The 16,152-nt window shown below is 46.9% G+C and carries 11 protein-coding genes; 2 read left to right on the top strand and 9 right to left on the bottom strand.

Annotation, left to right across the window (positions count from 1 at the left end):
* Positions 1-651: 651 nt before the first annotated feature.
* The gene (locus tag MHN31_RS14480) at positions 652-1,512 is read right to left on the bottom strand and encodes a LysR family transcriptional regulator (protein WP_239444569.1); all 861 of its coding nucleotides are present in this window, start codon (positions 1,510-1,512) and stop codon (positions 652-654) included.
* A gap of 178 nt (positions 1,513-1,690) precedes the next feature.
* On the opposite strand from MHN31_RS14480, the gene MHN31_RS14485 reads away from it, so the two are divergent.
* Together MHN31_RS14485 and MHN31_RS14490 are read left to right on the top strand one after the other, a co-directional pair.
* Complete coding sequence (locus MHN31_RS14485; protein WP_239444570.1) at positions 1,691-2,059, top strand: VOC family protein; 369 nt, start codon at positions 1,691-1,693, stop codon at positions 2,057-2,059.
* A 223-nt stretch (positions 2,060-2,282) separates the two neighbouring features.
* Positions 2,283-2,684: a hypothetical protein gene (locus MHN31_RS14490; protein ID WP_239444571.1), complete on the top strand. Its 402-nt coding sequence runs from the start codon at positions 2,283-2,285 to the stop codon at positions 2,682-2,684.
* Between the two features lie 142 nt (positions 2,685-2,826).
* On the opposite strand, the gene MHN31_RS14495 is transcribed toward MHN31_RS14490, so the two are convergent.
* The 8 genes from MHN31_RS14495 to MHN31_RS14530 form a co-directional block, all read right to left on the bottom strand.
* Positions 2,827-5,463, bottom strand: coding sequence for a M9 family metallopeptidase (locus MHN31_RS14495; RefSeq protein WP_239444572.1), 2,637 nt, complete (start codon positions 5,461-5,463; stop codon positions 2,827-2,829).
* 117 nt (positions 5,464-5,580) lie between these two features.
* Positions 5,581-9,222, bottom strand: coding sequence for a PKD domain-containing protein (locus MHN31_RS14500; RefSeq protein WP_239444573.1), 3,642 nt, complete (start codon positions 9,220-9,222; stop codon positions 5,581-5,583).
* A 182-nt stretch (positions 9,223-9,404) separates the two neighbouring features.
* On the bottom strand, positions 9,405-10,304 hold the full coding sequence (locus MHN31_RS14505) for a sugar phosphate isomerase/epimerase (RefSeq protein ID WP_239444574.1): 900 nt from the start codon (positions 10,302-10,304) through the stop codon (positions 9,405-9,407).
* Between the two features lie 18 nt (positions 10,305-10,322).
* Positions 10,323-12,035 carry a GMC family oxidoreductase gene (locus MHN31_RS14510; RefSeq protein ID WP_239444575.1) on the bottom strand — a complete coding sequence of 571 codons (1,713 nt, stop codon included), beginning with the start codon at positions 12,033-12,035 and terminating at the stop codon, positions 10,323-10,325.
* A gap of 9 nt (positions 12,036-12,044) precedes the next feature.
* Entirely contained in the window at positions 12,045-12,653 is a 609-nt protein-coding gene (locus tag MHN31_RS14515; RefSeq protein WP_239444576.1) for a gluconate 2-dehydrogenase subunit 3 family protein, read from the bottom strand.
* Positions 12,643-13,848 carry an MFS transporter gene (locus tag MHN31_RS14520; protein ID WP_239444577.1) on the bottom strand — a complete coding sequence of 402 codons (1,206 nt, stop codon included), beginning with the start codon at positions 13,846-13,848 and terminating at the stop codon, positions 12,643-12,645. The genes MHN31_RS14515 and MHN31_RS14520 overlap by 11 nt, the downstream gene beginning before the upstream one ends.
* Entirely contained in the window at positions 13,845-14,912 is a 1,068-nt protein-coding gene (locus tag MHN31_RS14525) for a sugar phosphate isomerase/epimerase (protein ID WP_239444578.1), read from the bottom strand. Before MHN31_RS14525 ends, MHN31_RS14520 begins: the two co-directional genes overlap by 4 nt.
* Positions 14,905-16,071 (bottom strand): Gfo/Idh/MocA family oxidoreductase, encoded by a 1,167-nt coding sequence (locus MHN31_RS14530; RefSeq protein ID WP_239444579.1) that lies wholly within the window; start codon positions 16,069-16,071, stop codon positions 14,905-14,907. The genes MHN31_RS14525 and MHN31_RS14530 overlap by 8 nt, the downstream gene beginning before the upstream one ends.
* Between the last annotated feature and the right edge of the window lie 81 nt (positions 16,072-16,152).

The following is a 16,152-nucleotide window of genomic DNA, read 5'->3' on the forward strand; positions in this document are numbered from 1 at the left end:
TTGTGACTCGGTGAACTTGCTTTTTCTCATCGTAAAACTTCCTTCTTTTGTTAATGGAAATTCTACTCAAGAACTGTTGCAGTTTATGGGGGAGTTACAATGGTATTGGCAGTAAAGTAAAGAAAGTATTTTGCACACCAGCGTCTTTGCCTACAACCCAGAACGACTGTAAAAAAAGATACAGAATAATACTTATAAACAGCATCATCCTAGCAAGATAAAAGTGTCGTAAATACTGAAGGAAGACTGAAGAAATACAGATCACAATCAAAAACAAGCTCATTAAAACTATAACATTTTGATTACAAAAAAACCTTAGAATAAAAAGTTCTACAACTACTATTAACGCCGACAACAGTGCTAAAGTATTCGTAACTTTTACTTTGTGTACATCGTGGACATCTTCATAACAGCCGACATTGATTATGTAGTCAAAGGCGTGCTTAATAATATTAATCATCAAACCATCCAGTAGTTATTCTCTTACAACATTATAGGAGGTCTTTGAAAAGTCAGCAGCCTTAACAACACGAACTTTTTTGGCGTGAAAACGGACGCCTGGTTACTACGGATTCCATGCACGGTTTTCATAATGCCTAGATTTGAACACAATCATGCTCTTAATTCATTTAGAGAAAGAGCCCAACTCTTCTAAAAGATAGAGCTAAATTCTCTTAAAGTAGTAACAAGGCGCTCTTTGACAATTTGAATCTTTTTTGAATTACTAACATCAACATGATAGAGAATCCACAATTCCCAACTGGGAACACTCAAATCATAGTCTTTGATTTTTACAATGTTCGATTGAGGAATAAGTTTTGATAAGTAGCAAGGCATAAGTGCAACGCCAGCTCCGGATTCGACGGCTGCCAACATCCCTTCAAGATCATCGACACGTAAAGCAATGTGACAAAATTCAAAATTCGACGTAGCCCACTTGGGAACATTAACCTCATGGGCCCAGACCACTAGTCCGACCGAGTTTTCCCGAACAATCGGTCTACTTTTGTGCCCATATATTGCATGGCTCAGGGAGGCAATTTTGACACCTACCGCGTCTTTCGGAGGGGACATCGTAAACCTCATCGCTAAATCAGATTCTCGTGCAGATAGGTCATGAAGCGCATCCGTTAAGCTCATATTCAATACGATTTGCGGGTAATCGTTGAGCAATTTGGCAATTGAGTCTGACAGAAGATATTTGTAGAGATCGTTTGGCATCGTGATCTTTATGCTGCCCGACAGAGTTTGATCATTCCCCTGCAACTTCCGCGATATACAATTCGTAGTGTCTTGCAGTGTTTCTATATCATTAATAATAGACAGCCCCTCTTCAGTCAGTACTAATCCCCCAGAGGTCTGTGTAAATAGCCGTAGGTCTATTTGTTGTTCTAAAGCTGACACTCTTCTTGCTACCGTAGTGTGATTAACTTTAAGTATTTTAGCAGCCGCAGAATAGCTACCTGTATTCGCTACTTGTAAAACGTAGCGCATATCATCCCAATTAAACATACGATCTCGAGCTGTGTATTTTTGCAGAATCATAGTGCAAGATTGTGCATTTTTAAAGATACGAATTACATCTATCATTGGACATGGCAGAAGCTAGTCTGAGGTTTGAAAGCCCTTAACTAGATTGGCTGAAGCACTAAAAATAACTAAACGAAATTATATAGGTAGGCTAAGCAATATGATTGGATATGTCACGGTAGGTACCAACAATTTGGAGACAAGTAGTCGTTTTTATGATGCAGTTTTTGCTGAGATAGGTGCTACTAGGTTTTGGGTGGAAGAACGTTTTATAGTTTGGGCAACGGAACCTGAGAAAAGTAAATTTTGTTTAATCAAGCCATATGACGGTGAACCTGCAACCGTCGGCAATGGCGTCATGGTTGCATTTGAAGTATCAGACCCATCGTTGGTTGACGCATTGTATAATAAGTCCATTGACCTTGGCGGCAAGGATGAAGGTTTCCCTGGAAACAGAGGTGAGCATTTTTACGGTGCGTACGTTCGAGATTTGGATGGCAACAAACTTTATTTTTTCACCTCGATATAGGTGCTCAGCTTTCAGAGTACTTGAGTGCATCTCAGCGATACGAAGTACCCGTAAAAGGTGCTTCTTACAACTCGTGTTTACCGCCTATCTACAGTGGGGCCCCTGTGTTTTATTGTCACTTGCCCCCTAAATAAAAACGACCAGAGCTTTATTTACTGTGTGGTTCCTCTGGATTCATCTAAACTCTTTTATAGGTGATAGAACATCTGTATATCGAGTTTACATGTCAGAATTCAATACACATGGTCAGTGGCGCTGCGAGACTATTTACAACAATATTATACGTGTGGAGAGTAAAGGGAGCTTCAATAAAGAAGGATATCAAAAGATAGTTGGTGATATTAAGGAGCAAATCAACTTATCTCATTTAACTAGGTATGCAATTCTTTTCTATAACTATGAATACGAAGGTGCCACTGCTGATGCCTATGAGCTTGGGGCGCAAGCTATGGCGCACTTTTTTGATTCAGGGTGTGTCGCTTTTGCAAATGTTGACAATTGCAGATGGAGTATAGAGGTTGAAGTCAGGTTCGCGCATTACAGAAAAGATGTGGAGCAGATGTTTAGAGCTTTCACAGACGAAAGAGATGCTATTAATTGGCTTAAATCTGTTCTTGATACCTGACGAAGTGACGCCGGCACTCCCAGTGATGAACGAGTTTTCAAAACAAGGGCACATTGTTAACGCTCATATGCCCTCATTAGGGTAGCAGCTAAACCGCTACACTTACCGATTAATACCACTGACAAGTTTTTAGCTGATTGACCTAGTTAACATCATAATGCCCCATCAGCGTAGCTCCGCTAAACATGGGGTCGGCGCTCAGCAAGATATAATAAACGCCGCCACTCGTTGTACTAAAATGACAGGTTTCACGGTTACCGACTTTCCAGGGGCGACAGTCATAGTCTGTTTTGCTTGCCTCGCTACCAAACTTCACATGCAAGTCCAGCTCCCCTGTTCCGCCCGTGGTGCTGAAGGTAATATTAGTCGCGCCAGCAGGCACCGCCATGGTATACATCAGTTGACCACTGTCAGACACATTGACGGGGACAGCGACCCCATTTTGCAGTTCGTTTTCACCCGCAATGGGCTGCTGAATATATCGAGCTAACAAAGTGGTATTTTGATAGCCCGTTTCGGTGCCAACCGCAATATAGTGCCAACCTTTTTCAATGTTATCTAACACCAGAGTTTCATCGTTATCGGGCCCTCTTGATTCATGGGTATAACGCCAGCCGTTATCCGGGCGGCCATACTCATAATAAAGATCCGCATTGCCCGTGCCATGGCGTAGCGTGATCTCCAGAGAAACGTTTTGTAGCCCTTCGGGCACGTAAATGGGGTACTCTTTAAGCTGTCGGGTATCTGTACCTGACAAACACCTGGCCTGACCTGCCTGTGTTCTGTCAGACACTGACTGCATCCCACAGGCATTGATGCCAACCTGATCACTCCCCTGAATGTCATCAACATTCACAGGCTCCACTGGTGAGGGAGGACGCGTGGTATCAATAACACACCCTGTCGACTCTACTTGTGTCAGCCAGTTTGAAAACTGGTCGTCATACAACTTCTGAGCGACCCATTTGTCTACCAGTTCAGAACGGTACCCCGCAAAATCACCGTCCTTAAACAACGCCAGCATATCGAAGAACGCGGCGTTTTGTCGCTCGTACATAAAGCGTGTTGCCAGGTAGCCCCAGTCGTAGATCCGTGTTTGCCCCACTCCATACTCGTTGCTGAATATAGTGGAAAGTGAATAAGTCCCCTTTCTGGCCTCCTCAACAGCATAAGGGTTACAGTTCTTCAGCGAGCTATATTCCGCAATCCCTTCACCGAACCAGACTGTACGGCCTGCACTATTGCTGTCATTGAAGTCGCCTTGTGAGATATAACGCCCTTCCAGATAATGAACATATTCATGGCGCAGGTTCCAGATATCAAAAATCGGGCGCTCAGATACGTGTTCATAAGCATAAAAGGTGGCCTGATCGCCCGGCTTGGACGGATCCCCCTCTCGATAGGTCCCTCCATTGCTGGTACTGACATTGAACAGCACGCCACCGTATGTAACCCATTCTTTTTTATCATTGAATATCACCATTCTGAGCGAGTCATTATCATCCGGTGTAACCGGGACCCGATCAGTGCGCAATAGTTGATGAAAGTGCTCTTCATGGACCTTGAGCGAGTTACAGGTCCATGCCAGCTGCTCCTCAGTCATATCCTGTGCCCAGATAAACAGATTACCTGACGGGCACGTTAGGCGATTACCAAGTACCTGGGTAATGATTTCCTGTGGCTTGTCACACACTGAGTAAGTATCACACTGACGGTTATAATTTATCGATTCGAGTACAGCCAGATAAAGAGTCCGTTCACGGTCGGTTTTGAGCGGTCCGTAATTGTTCAGTATACGCGTGATCTCAGTACGTAACTTGGATTCTAACTGGGCAAAGTGAGCGTCTTGTTCTCCACGATAAAAATTAACCAGTTGATACCCCAGATTGAACAAATGGTAATCATTGGCTGACTTGCTCAGCCAAATCAAGTTGTCGTTGATGAAATTCGTAATTGCGTCTATCAAAGCATGTGTGTGCTGTTGCGAACGACAGCTTGTATCACGGGCACAGTCATTCAGAACCTGCCAGAACAAAGGGGTTGCTGAGCGGCCCCAGTCATTAATTTGCTCATAGGATTCATCATACCTGGCCAACAGACCAAGCGTCAGTCGCACCAGAAACTGACCTATTTGTGCATTTTTAATGATGCCCGTCGCACTGCGGATCAGCTGAGCATTGGTTTCAGTTTTATCAAAGAAGTGCTCATTGGCGTAGAGAGTATTGATAGCACTAACCATAGCTTGCTGTGTCGTCGGGTTCACAAAACGTCTGAAATCGTAATACGAATAAGCTTTTAGCCAGTAAAACAGAGCGCTAAGGTAGGTAACATCAGACTGACCATCGTAGCTAACCAAGCGGGTATTTAGCTCATTGATAACGGTTGCAAAATTAGCATCTGTGTAGGCCCCCAGAGTCAGGGTTTCAGGCCTGTCGTTAAATAAGGTATCGATACAGACTTTACCATGACGTCTTATCGCCTCCAGAAAAACTGAACCACTGAGATGACTGAATACCTCATCGGGGCAGCTGGATGAAGTCGAAAGCACATTACTGAAAGACATAAAGGCACGGCTTGCAAAGGGCAGTTCTGATTTTGGTGTGATTTGCCTGTTACTGTGCATTGCGTCCGCTTTATACTCAGTCTCGGCATGGATATGCGCAACGTCGTCATCGTTAAAGTCATTTATGGGGGTGGCGGTTTCTCTGTCACCATGCGCCCAGCCAGGGGCTGAGCTTAGCGCGATGACCAGAGGTGTCATCTTGATTACTTTATACATGTTGTTGTCTCATTTAGTTGTGTTGTTATATGGCGGGCACAGTTAACCCTCAAGACAGTGCCCGATAGGTGTAACAATAAATAAGCCACACAGGGTGTGGCTTATAGTCTTCAGGGATTAATGTGGGCGACAGCCTGCAACGTCATAATCAACGACTATGGTGGCACCGACCGGATTACCTGACATCACCAGATAGCCCCAGTAGCGAGATTGATCTGTGATTTCATAGAACAGGCACTGCTGATCAGCGTCTGTCACTGACACCGCGTCATGATCGCTGCCATCAGCTTTGGGCCAGTGACCGTCACCGAAATAAATACGGGTATCGGCGGGCGCATTAATCAATGTAACAGCAACTGTTTTTGGACCGCGATCCATTTCTGCAAATGAATAGCCTCGGGTGCTGTTGATGCAGTGCGGTTGACTCGGAGTCAGACGTCTCACCGCTGAACCATCTGAGCCCTCGCAAGCGTTAGTCAGGGGCGGATGGTCAACGACTACTGTGACAACTGCGCTGGCTGTCATATTGTCATTGTCGGTCACTGTTAAAGTTGCCTGATATACGCCAGCTTGTGCGTAACTGTGATTTGGGTTAGCAAAGTCACTTTGTGTGCCATCGCCAAAGTCCCAGTGGAAAGCTGTGATCTGACCGAACTCATCGTCCGAACCCACACTGCTGAACGCCACGGACTGGCCGATTTGAATGTCGCTCGTCAATACACTAGCCTGTGCAAGCGGAGGCTGAGGTGGCGGTGGAATGTTCGAGCAATTTGCAAAGCTACATAAAGCAGTCATCTGGGTGACATCAGCATTGTCAATCACGCCATCGCCATTGATATCAAACGAGCTGTCCAGTGGCAGGTTTGCAGCAATGGCGGCGCGCATCGCGCTGATGTCATCACTGTCAACATTGCCGTCTTCATCGAAATCGCCAATCGGAAGTACCCGAATGATAACCTGTGTGCTGCTGCTCGCACCTTTATCATCGGTCACAGTAAGGCGAACGGGGTAACTGCCAGCGCGTTCGAAGTGATGACTGATAGTTTCACCCATCTGAGTCGTGCCATGCCCAAGATCCCACAGATAGGTAATAAGCTCGCCGTCCTGATCGCTCGACTGACGTCCATCCAGTAAGATCTGTTCCCCGGCTCTGACGGTTTGGTTACCGCCTGCGTTGGCTATCGGTAAACGATTTGGTGCGGAATGGTCGGCATCACGATGGATATCATAGTACGCCTTGAAGCGCAGCGATTCATAATCCTTGAACGGGTCAATCATCACGTTAAACACACCACCTTGTTCAAACTGACACAATTCGGTCTGATTTGGCGCCTCCCAGGGGCGACAGTCATACTGAGATTTAGACACAGCCTGATTTCGACTAACATGAATATCCGGGTCCCCATTGTAACGCTCGACCAGCTCAAAGGTTACCAGAGATGCCGCATCCGGTACTGCAAACTCATAGTTATAAGTCTGCCCACCAGCACTGGCTGCCAGGTTTAGCTCGTCAGCCAGATAAATACGCTCACAGTCTTCACATAAAGGGGCATCTTCAGGAGATAGCTCAGTGATCACTGCGCTGCCATGTGCTGTGCTTTGATTCCCAGCATTGTCAGTAACCGTAAGGCTAACCGGATAAGTACCGGTCATTGTATAAATATGGTCAACCTCTGCTTGTGTGCTTTGCGTGCCATCACCAAAATCCCACAGGAATGAGACTATCTCACCATCTGGATCGTTAGACCCGGCGCTTGAAAACGCCAGTGCGTGGCCTACCGCTTCTGCACGCGTCTGGCCGTTGATATTCGCGAACGGTAATTGGTTTTGCGTGTCTGCTATTTCGTAATACACCTGAATGCTGGCATTGTTGTAAGTTTCAAAGGGGTCGATGATCACCTCAAAATCACCTCCGCCCTCAAACTCACAGTATTCCGTGATCCCTTTCCAGGTGAAAGGTCGGCAATCAAACTGTGTTTTTGAGACTGCCCTGTCTTTGGCCACGTACATATCTAAGTCGCCATTTCTCTTGATTGACCCATCAGCCATCTTGGGCCCCTGATAACCACCTGGTACAACAATTACGGTACGGCTTGCGTCTTGCGGTACACTGAACTGGAAGTCAAAGGTTTTACCGGCACGATCTGGCCAGGATGCATTTTTCTTATTCGCCCAAAGACCATCGAGTTTAAACAAGGTATAACGCTGCTCACCGTCATTAAGATAGGGATCCTCACCCTGGATGACGCTCAGCGTGGTGTCAGTGTACGCTGTAAACGCGTGGACAGAGGCAAAATAGGGAAAGTTCGCATCCGGTGTATCCACCGTAACTGCTTCACTATCTCCGGGACTGTTAAATGAGATAAGATCGGCTATCCATGGCTCATCAGCATTGGCCGGTGGTGTCGGGATCTGACCTTTTGACACATACAGATCCGGGTCTTCACTGTGACCATTAAGATAAAACAGGATATTGTGTGCGGTATCCGGCAGGTTTATCTCAAAGGTCTCCACCGACCCTTTGGCGGCAAAAGGGATTTGGTAACTGGCCAGTACCTCACCCTGCGGTTCGACATCCAGCCCCGAATTACCATCCCAGGGGTGACCCGCATTGCTAACATACTGCGACAAACCTGTTTTGATCAAATTATCGTTCGACCATAGAGTACTGCGTGCTGGATTATGGAGCGCGGCGGTCATTCGCTCAACCTGCACTTGGGTGAACATGGCGTAGTTGTCTGAGTAGTGCATAAAGTTTTCGGTGTTAGTCGGCTGTCCCAGGCAGTTAGGCGCATTATTCTGCATTTCACCGGGCATAGACATCTGAGGTGTATCACAGCTACGGTCGCCAGTTGAATGACAAAACGCTTCATTCGTAATCGAGCATTGCTTAGTTTCGAAGGTGTGGATCAGGTTAAGCCAATGACCAAACTCATGAGTCAGTACCGAGCGGAAATTCTCACTGGTGTTGTTACCCACATAATGGCCGTTATAGACGACTCGTGCGGTATTTTCCTTAGTCATCGCTAATTCCGGATACCAGGCAACACCAGAATTAGTCTCCTTACCATCATCATACAAGTCATGCATGAGATACACATTCATATAACTGAAGTTGTCCCAGGCATCGGCCTGTATTTTCACCAGCGTTTCATCATCATGGTTGCCGTAGCCAGTCTGATCGTGGCTATAACGGACAATGCCATTAGTTGGGTTGCCCTGAGGGTCTTTACCCGCCAGCACAAATTCGATATTCAAATTTTCACGGATCGCCTGAAACTGAGGAGCGACCTCAGGTGAGTCAAGCGACAACCCCTGAAAGTCATTGTTTAACTTGGTCAGCGCATCCTGTATTTTCTCGTCGGTCAGGCACTTCTGGCTGTCATCGCTGCAGTTGTAGGTGTCACCGTATACATGGAACACAACTGGAATATAGTAGCGCCCCGCCACTGCGGTGCTGTTGCGCAATAGCTCGGGCGACAATGGCGTACTTTGTGCTGCTACCATCATGGGCTGTGCATATGGTGCCATCAACCCCACAGGTTGCTTAGTTGTAGATTTTTGCAATTTTGCCCAGTCCTGACCATTGTGATCTGCCCCACAGCTGGGTACGAGCGGGTCCTGAGGCCACTCATTGTGCGCAAGTTTCGCTTCAACTGCGTTCGTCTCAGTATTGGCATGTTTGACGCTTGCGTGCACTGCTAAAGGTGCAATACAGGCACTAAACGAGCATAGCCCCGCAATAATGCGTTTCTTCATCTTGTTGTATCCTTGTTGTTGATATGTAGTGCTTTGTAAAGCCCGCCCAATGATTGACGGTACGGGCTGATATGCTTTGTTGTTCTGGTGTAACTTTGGGTGCAATCACGCACCCGACTGCTATGCCATCTTCGTGGCATTCACAATGAAAAAAGGTCTAAATTATGTAGTTTTGCGCTGATCTAATTAGTCAGTTGTGCAATGACGTCGTCCAACCCTTGCTTTGATACCTGAACCGCCTCTAGTTGAGTTAATCCGTCCGGGTATTCTTCTTGCTCCAGCACTAGCCATTGCGTCCCACCACTTTTAACATTGGCGTAGATCACCGCGGGCCAGTTAGTCACATCCTGTCCGATTAGGGGTTTCTTATTTGTCACTGTTGCTGGATATTTGGCTTTAAAGTGCGTAGTAATGGTTCTGTTCGGATAGCGATTAATGTAAGCCACGGGATCTTTTCCAGCGTACTCGGCCCAGCCCACATCCAGTTGCAATACAAAATCTTCAGGCGTATTTGCAGCAATATAATCCCAGTACGTGCTGTTTTTGTAAGGCACCAGCTCGCGGTCATGGTTATGAAAACCAAAACGCATACCTTTAGCCCGCATTTTTATGGTTACTTTATTCAGCTCCGCCACAAAAGATTCTATGGTTTCGGCCTGCTCTGCCCGTTTATCACTGGGCACTATCATCATAGGACTGCCCAACTGCTGATAAAAAGCCACTGTCTGTTCAAACTTATCGTCGGTTAAATCACGCATTTTTACGTGTGCACCACTTACCTCAAGACCAAGAGCATCCAGATAGCGTTTTAACCCCAGTGGATCATTGTGATAAGGGCCAAAGTTTCCGGCAAACTCAACCGCATCAAACCCCATTGCTGAGATAGCTTCTAAAGTGCCCTTAAAGTCCTTTTTCAGCGTATGGTTGACCGACCATAACTGCACACTAATTGCGGGGATCTGTGACCGTTCAAGGCGCAAAATCGCTTGATTGTCTTCGCCGTGAGCATCCTTTTGCGCGTTACATGCAGTTAGCAGCCCCATGCATACCAGCGTTGTGAGAAAGCGTTTAAAAAACGTCATAGTAAGTATCCTTATTGTTTAAATACGTCTTGCGGCGATTTCTTTCGCCGCGTAGTCCACAGCTCTGACTGTTAATGCCATAAATGTCAGACTGGGGTTTTGCACCGCGGATGAGCAAAAGCTCGCTCCGTCAGTAACAAATAGATTTGGAATATCATGACTCTGGTTAAAACCGTTAAGTACAGAGTCTTTAGGATCCTTGCCCATTCTGGCTGTACCCAGCTCGTGGATCCCTGATCCGGGTGGTTTGTCATGCAGGCCGGAAGAAACATTTTCCAGGCCTATCTTTTCTAGCATTGTCTGGCCCTGCTCTGCGGCGTTTAGCATCATCAATCGCTCGTTTTCTGAGAAACTGCAGTCAATCTCAAGCTGCGGTATACCCCATTTGTCTTTTTTAAATGCGTGCAGTTGCACACTGTTTTCGAATCTGGGCAACATCTCTCCCTGTGCCCCCAGCCAGAACTGCCACTTTCCAGGCTTTTGTAACTGCTGTTTGAATGCGGCACCAATACCATCCTTGTGCTGCAACGCCTTCCAATCCTCACGATAAGCTCCCGCAGACATGCCATATCCGCGTAAAAATGGTCTTTTTGGATCCGGCTTGAAGTAGAAATTAGGTATGTACAAGCCGCCCGGACGTCTGCCGGAATAAAAAGTGTCTTCAAAGCCAGGGATCTCTGCTCTGGCCCAGGCGTTATAGTTATGATCCATAAGATAATGGCCTAGCACGCCAGAGCGATTGGCAAGGCCGTTAGGAAAAGCCTTGTTACGAGAATTAAGCAAGATTTGTGTAGAACCCAGCGTAGATGCACATAAAAACACCACTTTGCCAAAATACTCGCGTTGTGACAGGTCATCATTATCTATGACTCGCACACCTTTAACGCGATTGCTGATGGCATCGTAGATCAGGCTGTGCACCACGCTATTTGGCGCTATGTGTAAGTTTCCGGTTTTCGCTGCATCCGGAAGTGTTGAGCTTTGCGTCGAGAAGTATGCACCGAAGGAACAGCCTTTTTGGCATTCATTACGCGCCTGACACTGTCCCCTGCCCTGAGCCAGATGATGTGCGCTGGGTTTAGTCAAATGTGCCTGCCTGCCGTGGATCAGCTTTCTATCGGGAAAAGCAGCTTCAAGCTGTTGTTTTATGTATAACTCCGGCGCCGTCATATCAAACGGAGGTAAAAATTCACTGTCGGGAAGTTGTGGCAATGACTCTTTCTGCCCGCAAATACCCACATGACGCTCTACAAAGGAATACCAGCGCACCAGGTCTTGATATCGAATAGGCCAGTCATTTCCATATCCATCCAATTTATTCGCATTAAAGTCAAAATCACTCCAGCGATATGAAAAGCGATGCCATAATAAAGATTTACCACCCAACTGATTGGCGCGGATCCACCAAAAATCAGTGCCCTTTGCCGTTTCAAAAGGTAAGTCTTTATCATTGCCAAAAAAGTGCTTAGTACTGTCATTAAAGGCATAGCAATTTTTCTGAATATGATATTGCTGTTCAACCTCCGCCAGTGACACTTTGCTACGAAGCGGCTGTTCCCATGGTGGTTTGCCTTCGCCGATGTAATCTTTACGATGCTCAACAACTCGCCCTCGCTCGATGAGCAGAGTTTTAAATCCTTTTTCACAGAATTCCTTTGCAGCCCATCCTCCCGTTATCCCAGAGCCAATTACAATGGCATCATACGTTTGTTTTGATTCTTTGATGTACATCATAGCTCCTCAGTAATAAGCCAAAGAGCCATAGCCAGGTTGCCCGCTATAGGCAACCTGGCCTTTGAAACCACCGGGATAAGCCTGATATACAAGCTCCTTACTGGCACCGGTTTCTGACGTATAGTAACCAAAGCAAACCAGTCCCTTAAGCTGTTTAAAATCAGCGCGTTGCTGCTCTGTGAACGGCCTGGCTGCGGTCTCTAACCGGGTTAAATGAACGACCTGCTTTTCGCCATTAAGCTGCTCGAATGAGTGTCCATATATACGCAGACTGCTGGTTTCGATAACGCTCAGTATCGCCCGCATCCGGGTATGTGCATTCAGGTCGTAGCAGTGATACAACTGATGATCAATAAAACCATGAACGCCTATATCACCAGCGCCGGGCGTTTCAGTTGCCGGGATTATAGTGTTGCATACTCTCTTTAGCAGCTTCAGCTGTTCATCACTCAACACTTTAGCCTGATGGGGTTCACCGTCGGGCGTAATCCGATAACTCAGCGCTGCTGCCAGAGCATTCTCACCAATAAACCCCTGACTCAGACCAGCTCCCAAGCTAATGAGTACCCCCTGTAAAAAGCGCCTTCTTGATTGATTAGTGTGTTCAGCTGTCATGGCATACCTCGTTAGGAGTTTGGCGTCTGGCTTTATAGAAGCTGCCCAACAAAAGCACTCCAAAAGCCACAATCAGACTAAGTGGGAAGTAACTCAAAGCAACTAAAGTATCGAATGCATTTTGAGTGCCTGGTGCCTGCTCTCGCTCGATTAACTGGCCTATAACAGGGTTCCAGATACTAACAGCAAGCATGCCAGCAGCCCCCATTACTCCCAGGCCAAGTGCACCAGTCCTGGGCAGCTTCTCAGACACAAACCCAAGCATAGTGGGCCAAAAATAAGTAACCCCCAGGGCAAAAATGATAGCTGCGTAATACACCTCTGTGCCCTGGGCAATGGACATAAAGCGGATCCCTGTATACGCCGTCACAGAGGACATTAGCAGCACACCCAGTGGGTTAAGTTGCTTAATGACAGGCCCTGCAAAATAACGCCCGACAGCCATAACCCCAGTGATCAGCGCCAAAGTCAGCATGGCAGACGCACCGGACTCCCGGAGTATGCGCTCAATCCATTGTTGGGTTAACAGCTCAGTGCTCGCTGTCAGTGTCATACACAACAGCATGAACAAAAAGATTGGTGAAAACAGAGCCTTTAACGCAGCGCGCTGAGGATTCGCAGGCGTCTGCTCTTCGGTAAGGTTGTCGGGTAAACGAATAAGCAATGCGCCATATAGCAAAGTCGGAACAAGTAGGCAGGCAAACTGAGACTGCCAGCCAAGGCCCAAATAGGTCATTGATATTGAAACCAGCGCTCCCAACACAATACCGCCCGGAAACCAAACATGAAACCGGTTTAGCATGGTTGTTTGTTTACCGGGAAATAACTGGGTAACCATTGGGTTACAGCCTGCTTCAACAGCGCCATTCGCCAGACCTATAAGGAAGGTTGCAAACATCAGGCTATAGAACCCAGAGGCAAACAGGGTGCATAATAAACCCAAGATATGGCCAATAAATGCAATCATGAGTAACCGCTTAGCACCCAGCACTTTGTAAAGTGCACCACCGACGATTGTGGCTACAGGAAATCCGAAAAATGCCATTGCATTAACCCAGCCAAGCTGGCTGTCGGTCAGCTGCAATACCTGGCTAAGCTGCGACAACATGCCTGCACGGATAGCAAAAGTCATCGCTGTTACTGTCAGCGCAACGCACGCTGTAATAAATGCCCATTGCTTGACTTGCTTGCTCATATTTCACGCTCCTCTAGCCCAAGGAGACGCCTGTTTGTCTTCTCACAACTGGCTCCGCCGACAAAATCGTCAAAGGCTTTTGATGTCGGTTTAATGATCAGATCTTTAATGATCTGGGCCCCTTGCAGTGCGCCTATATAGGGATCCTTTATACAACACTCCCACTCCAACACAGCCCAGCCATCGAAGCCATATTGCGTGAGTTTGCTGAAGATTGCGCTAAAATCGATTTGACCGTCGCCAAGGGAGCGAAAACGTCCAGCTCTGTCTTGCCAGCTAAGATATCCGCCGTACACACCGGTCCGCCCATTAATACGATATTCCGCATCCTTAACGTGAAACGCCTTGATCCTGTCGTGATACAAATCAATAAAGGCAAGATAATCCAGCTGTTGTAGATGTAGATGGCTGGGGTCATATAATATATTGGCTCTGGGATGATGATTTACATGTCTGAGAAACGCCTCAAAACTGGCTCCATCATGTAAATCTTCCGCGGGATGCAGTTCAAAACAAACGTCTACCCCTGCAATATCAAAAACCTCAAGGATCGGCATCCAACGCCGCGCAAGTGCTTCAAACCCCTGCTCTACCAAACCAGCTGGCCGTTGAGGCCAGGGATAAACCATAGGCCAAAGCAATGCGCCAGAAAAAGTGGCATGTGCACTGAGCCCCAAGTTTTTACTTGCCTGAGCAGCGAGCGTCAGTTGTTCACTCGCCCACAAAGAAATTGAATCGGGATCATTATTCAGGGTGTTTGGATAAAATCCCGCAAACATCTCAACATAACAAGGTGCTATAGCAACCAGTTGCCCCTGTATATGTGTTGAGAGCTCTGAAATTACCAGATTGTAGCGCCCCAGTAATGCCTTGATATGCTCACAGTAATCTTTACTTTGGGCCGCACGCGCTAAATCGAAAAGAGATTCAATGTGGGTGGGCAGTTGAATTGCTTTGTATCCCAGGCTTGATGCCCACTCTGCAAGCCCCTCCAATGAATTATATGGCGCCTCATCCTCGATAAACTGAGCTAAAAAGATACCAGGCCCTTTAATTTCAGTCATGTAATTGCACTCCCTGAACAGCATGCCATTTTTGTGATGACCCATTGGCCCGCACGACACTATCGATAAACGCCATCCCCCGGATCCCTTCTTTGATCCCGGGTACGTCTCGTGCACTGTCACAAGGTGGTTGAACTGATTTTTTCGCCCGAATTTGCGCTGCAAAATTACGATATAAATTGGCAAAGGCTTCTACATACCCTTCAGGGTGACCCGCCGGCAATCTTGTGCTTGCAATAGCAAGGGGAGATTCATTGGCAACCCCACTGCGGATAACCCGCGTCGAGCTGTCAGCATATCTGAGTGTCAGGCTGTTGGGGGATTGCTGCTGCCATTTTAGGCTTCCTTTATCTCCATAAACACTGATGGAAAGGTTGTTCTCTTCTCCTGTTGCTACCTGACTTGCCAGCAATACACCTTTGATTTCATCACCAAATCTGAGGAGTACAGTGCCATCATCATCCAGTGCCCTGTGCTCGTAAGCTGTATCAAGATCCGCGCATACGTGAGTGATAGCCTGACCGCTGATGTACTCAGCCAGATTAGCAGCATGGACACCAATATCTCCCATACAACAACTTAACCCGGCCTGTTCAGGGTCAAGTCGCCAGCTGGCTTGTTTTGTACTCTCAGCGTTTTTACCACTCAGCCAACCCTGGTGATAACTAACAATAATTTTGCGAACTGTTCCTAACTCACCGGCATGTACCCGATATCTCGCTTCCTTGACCATTGGATAGCCTGTATAGGTATAGGTCAGCGCATATAACACGTCAGAACAGGCAAGCTGACGAGCCAAGGTAAGTGCCTGTGCCAATGAGATGGTGGCTGGTTTATCTGAAATCACGTGAAAACCATGTTTAATCGCATCGCTGGCCATTTGAAAGTGCAGGTGGTTTGGCGTCACTATGGCTAATAGCTCCATTTTCTCGCCCTCTGGCAATGACGACTCTTGCTCAAGCATGTCATTGAAATGCCGATAGCAGCGAGATGCCTTTAAACCCAGGTGTCTTCCGTATTCATATGAGCGTTGTGGCGTACTGCTGAATACGCCACATACCAGTTCGATTTGTCCATCAAGCTGCGCTGCCATTCGATGTATAGCCCCAATAAAGGCGTCCGGGCCGCCGCCGACCATTCCCATCTTAATTTTTTTCATTTACTTAATTCTGCTGTCTTATTTTTCTGATATCGCAACAATGGTAAATAGGAAGTGAATATATGCGTTAGGTCAAAATCG

It is taken from the genome of Pseudoalteromonas sp. McH1-42 (genome assembly GCF_022347845.1).
Classification (GTDB): domain Bacteria; phylum Pseudomonadota; class Gammaproteobacteria; order Enterobacterales; family Alteromonadaceae; genus Pseudoalteromonas; species Pseudoalteromonas rubra_D.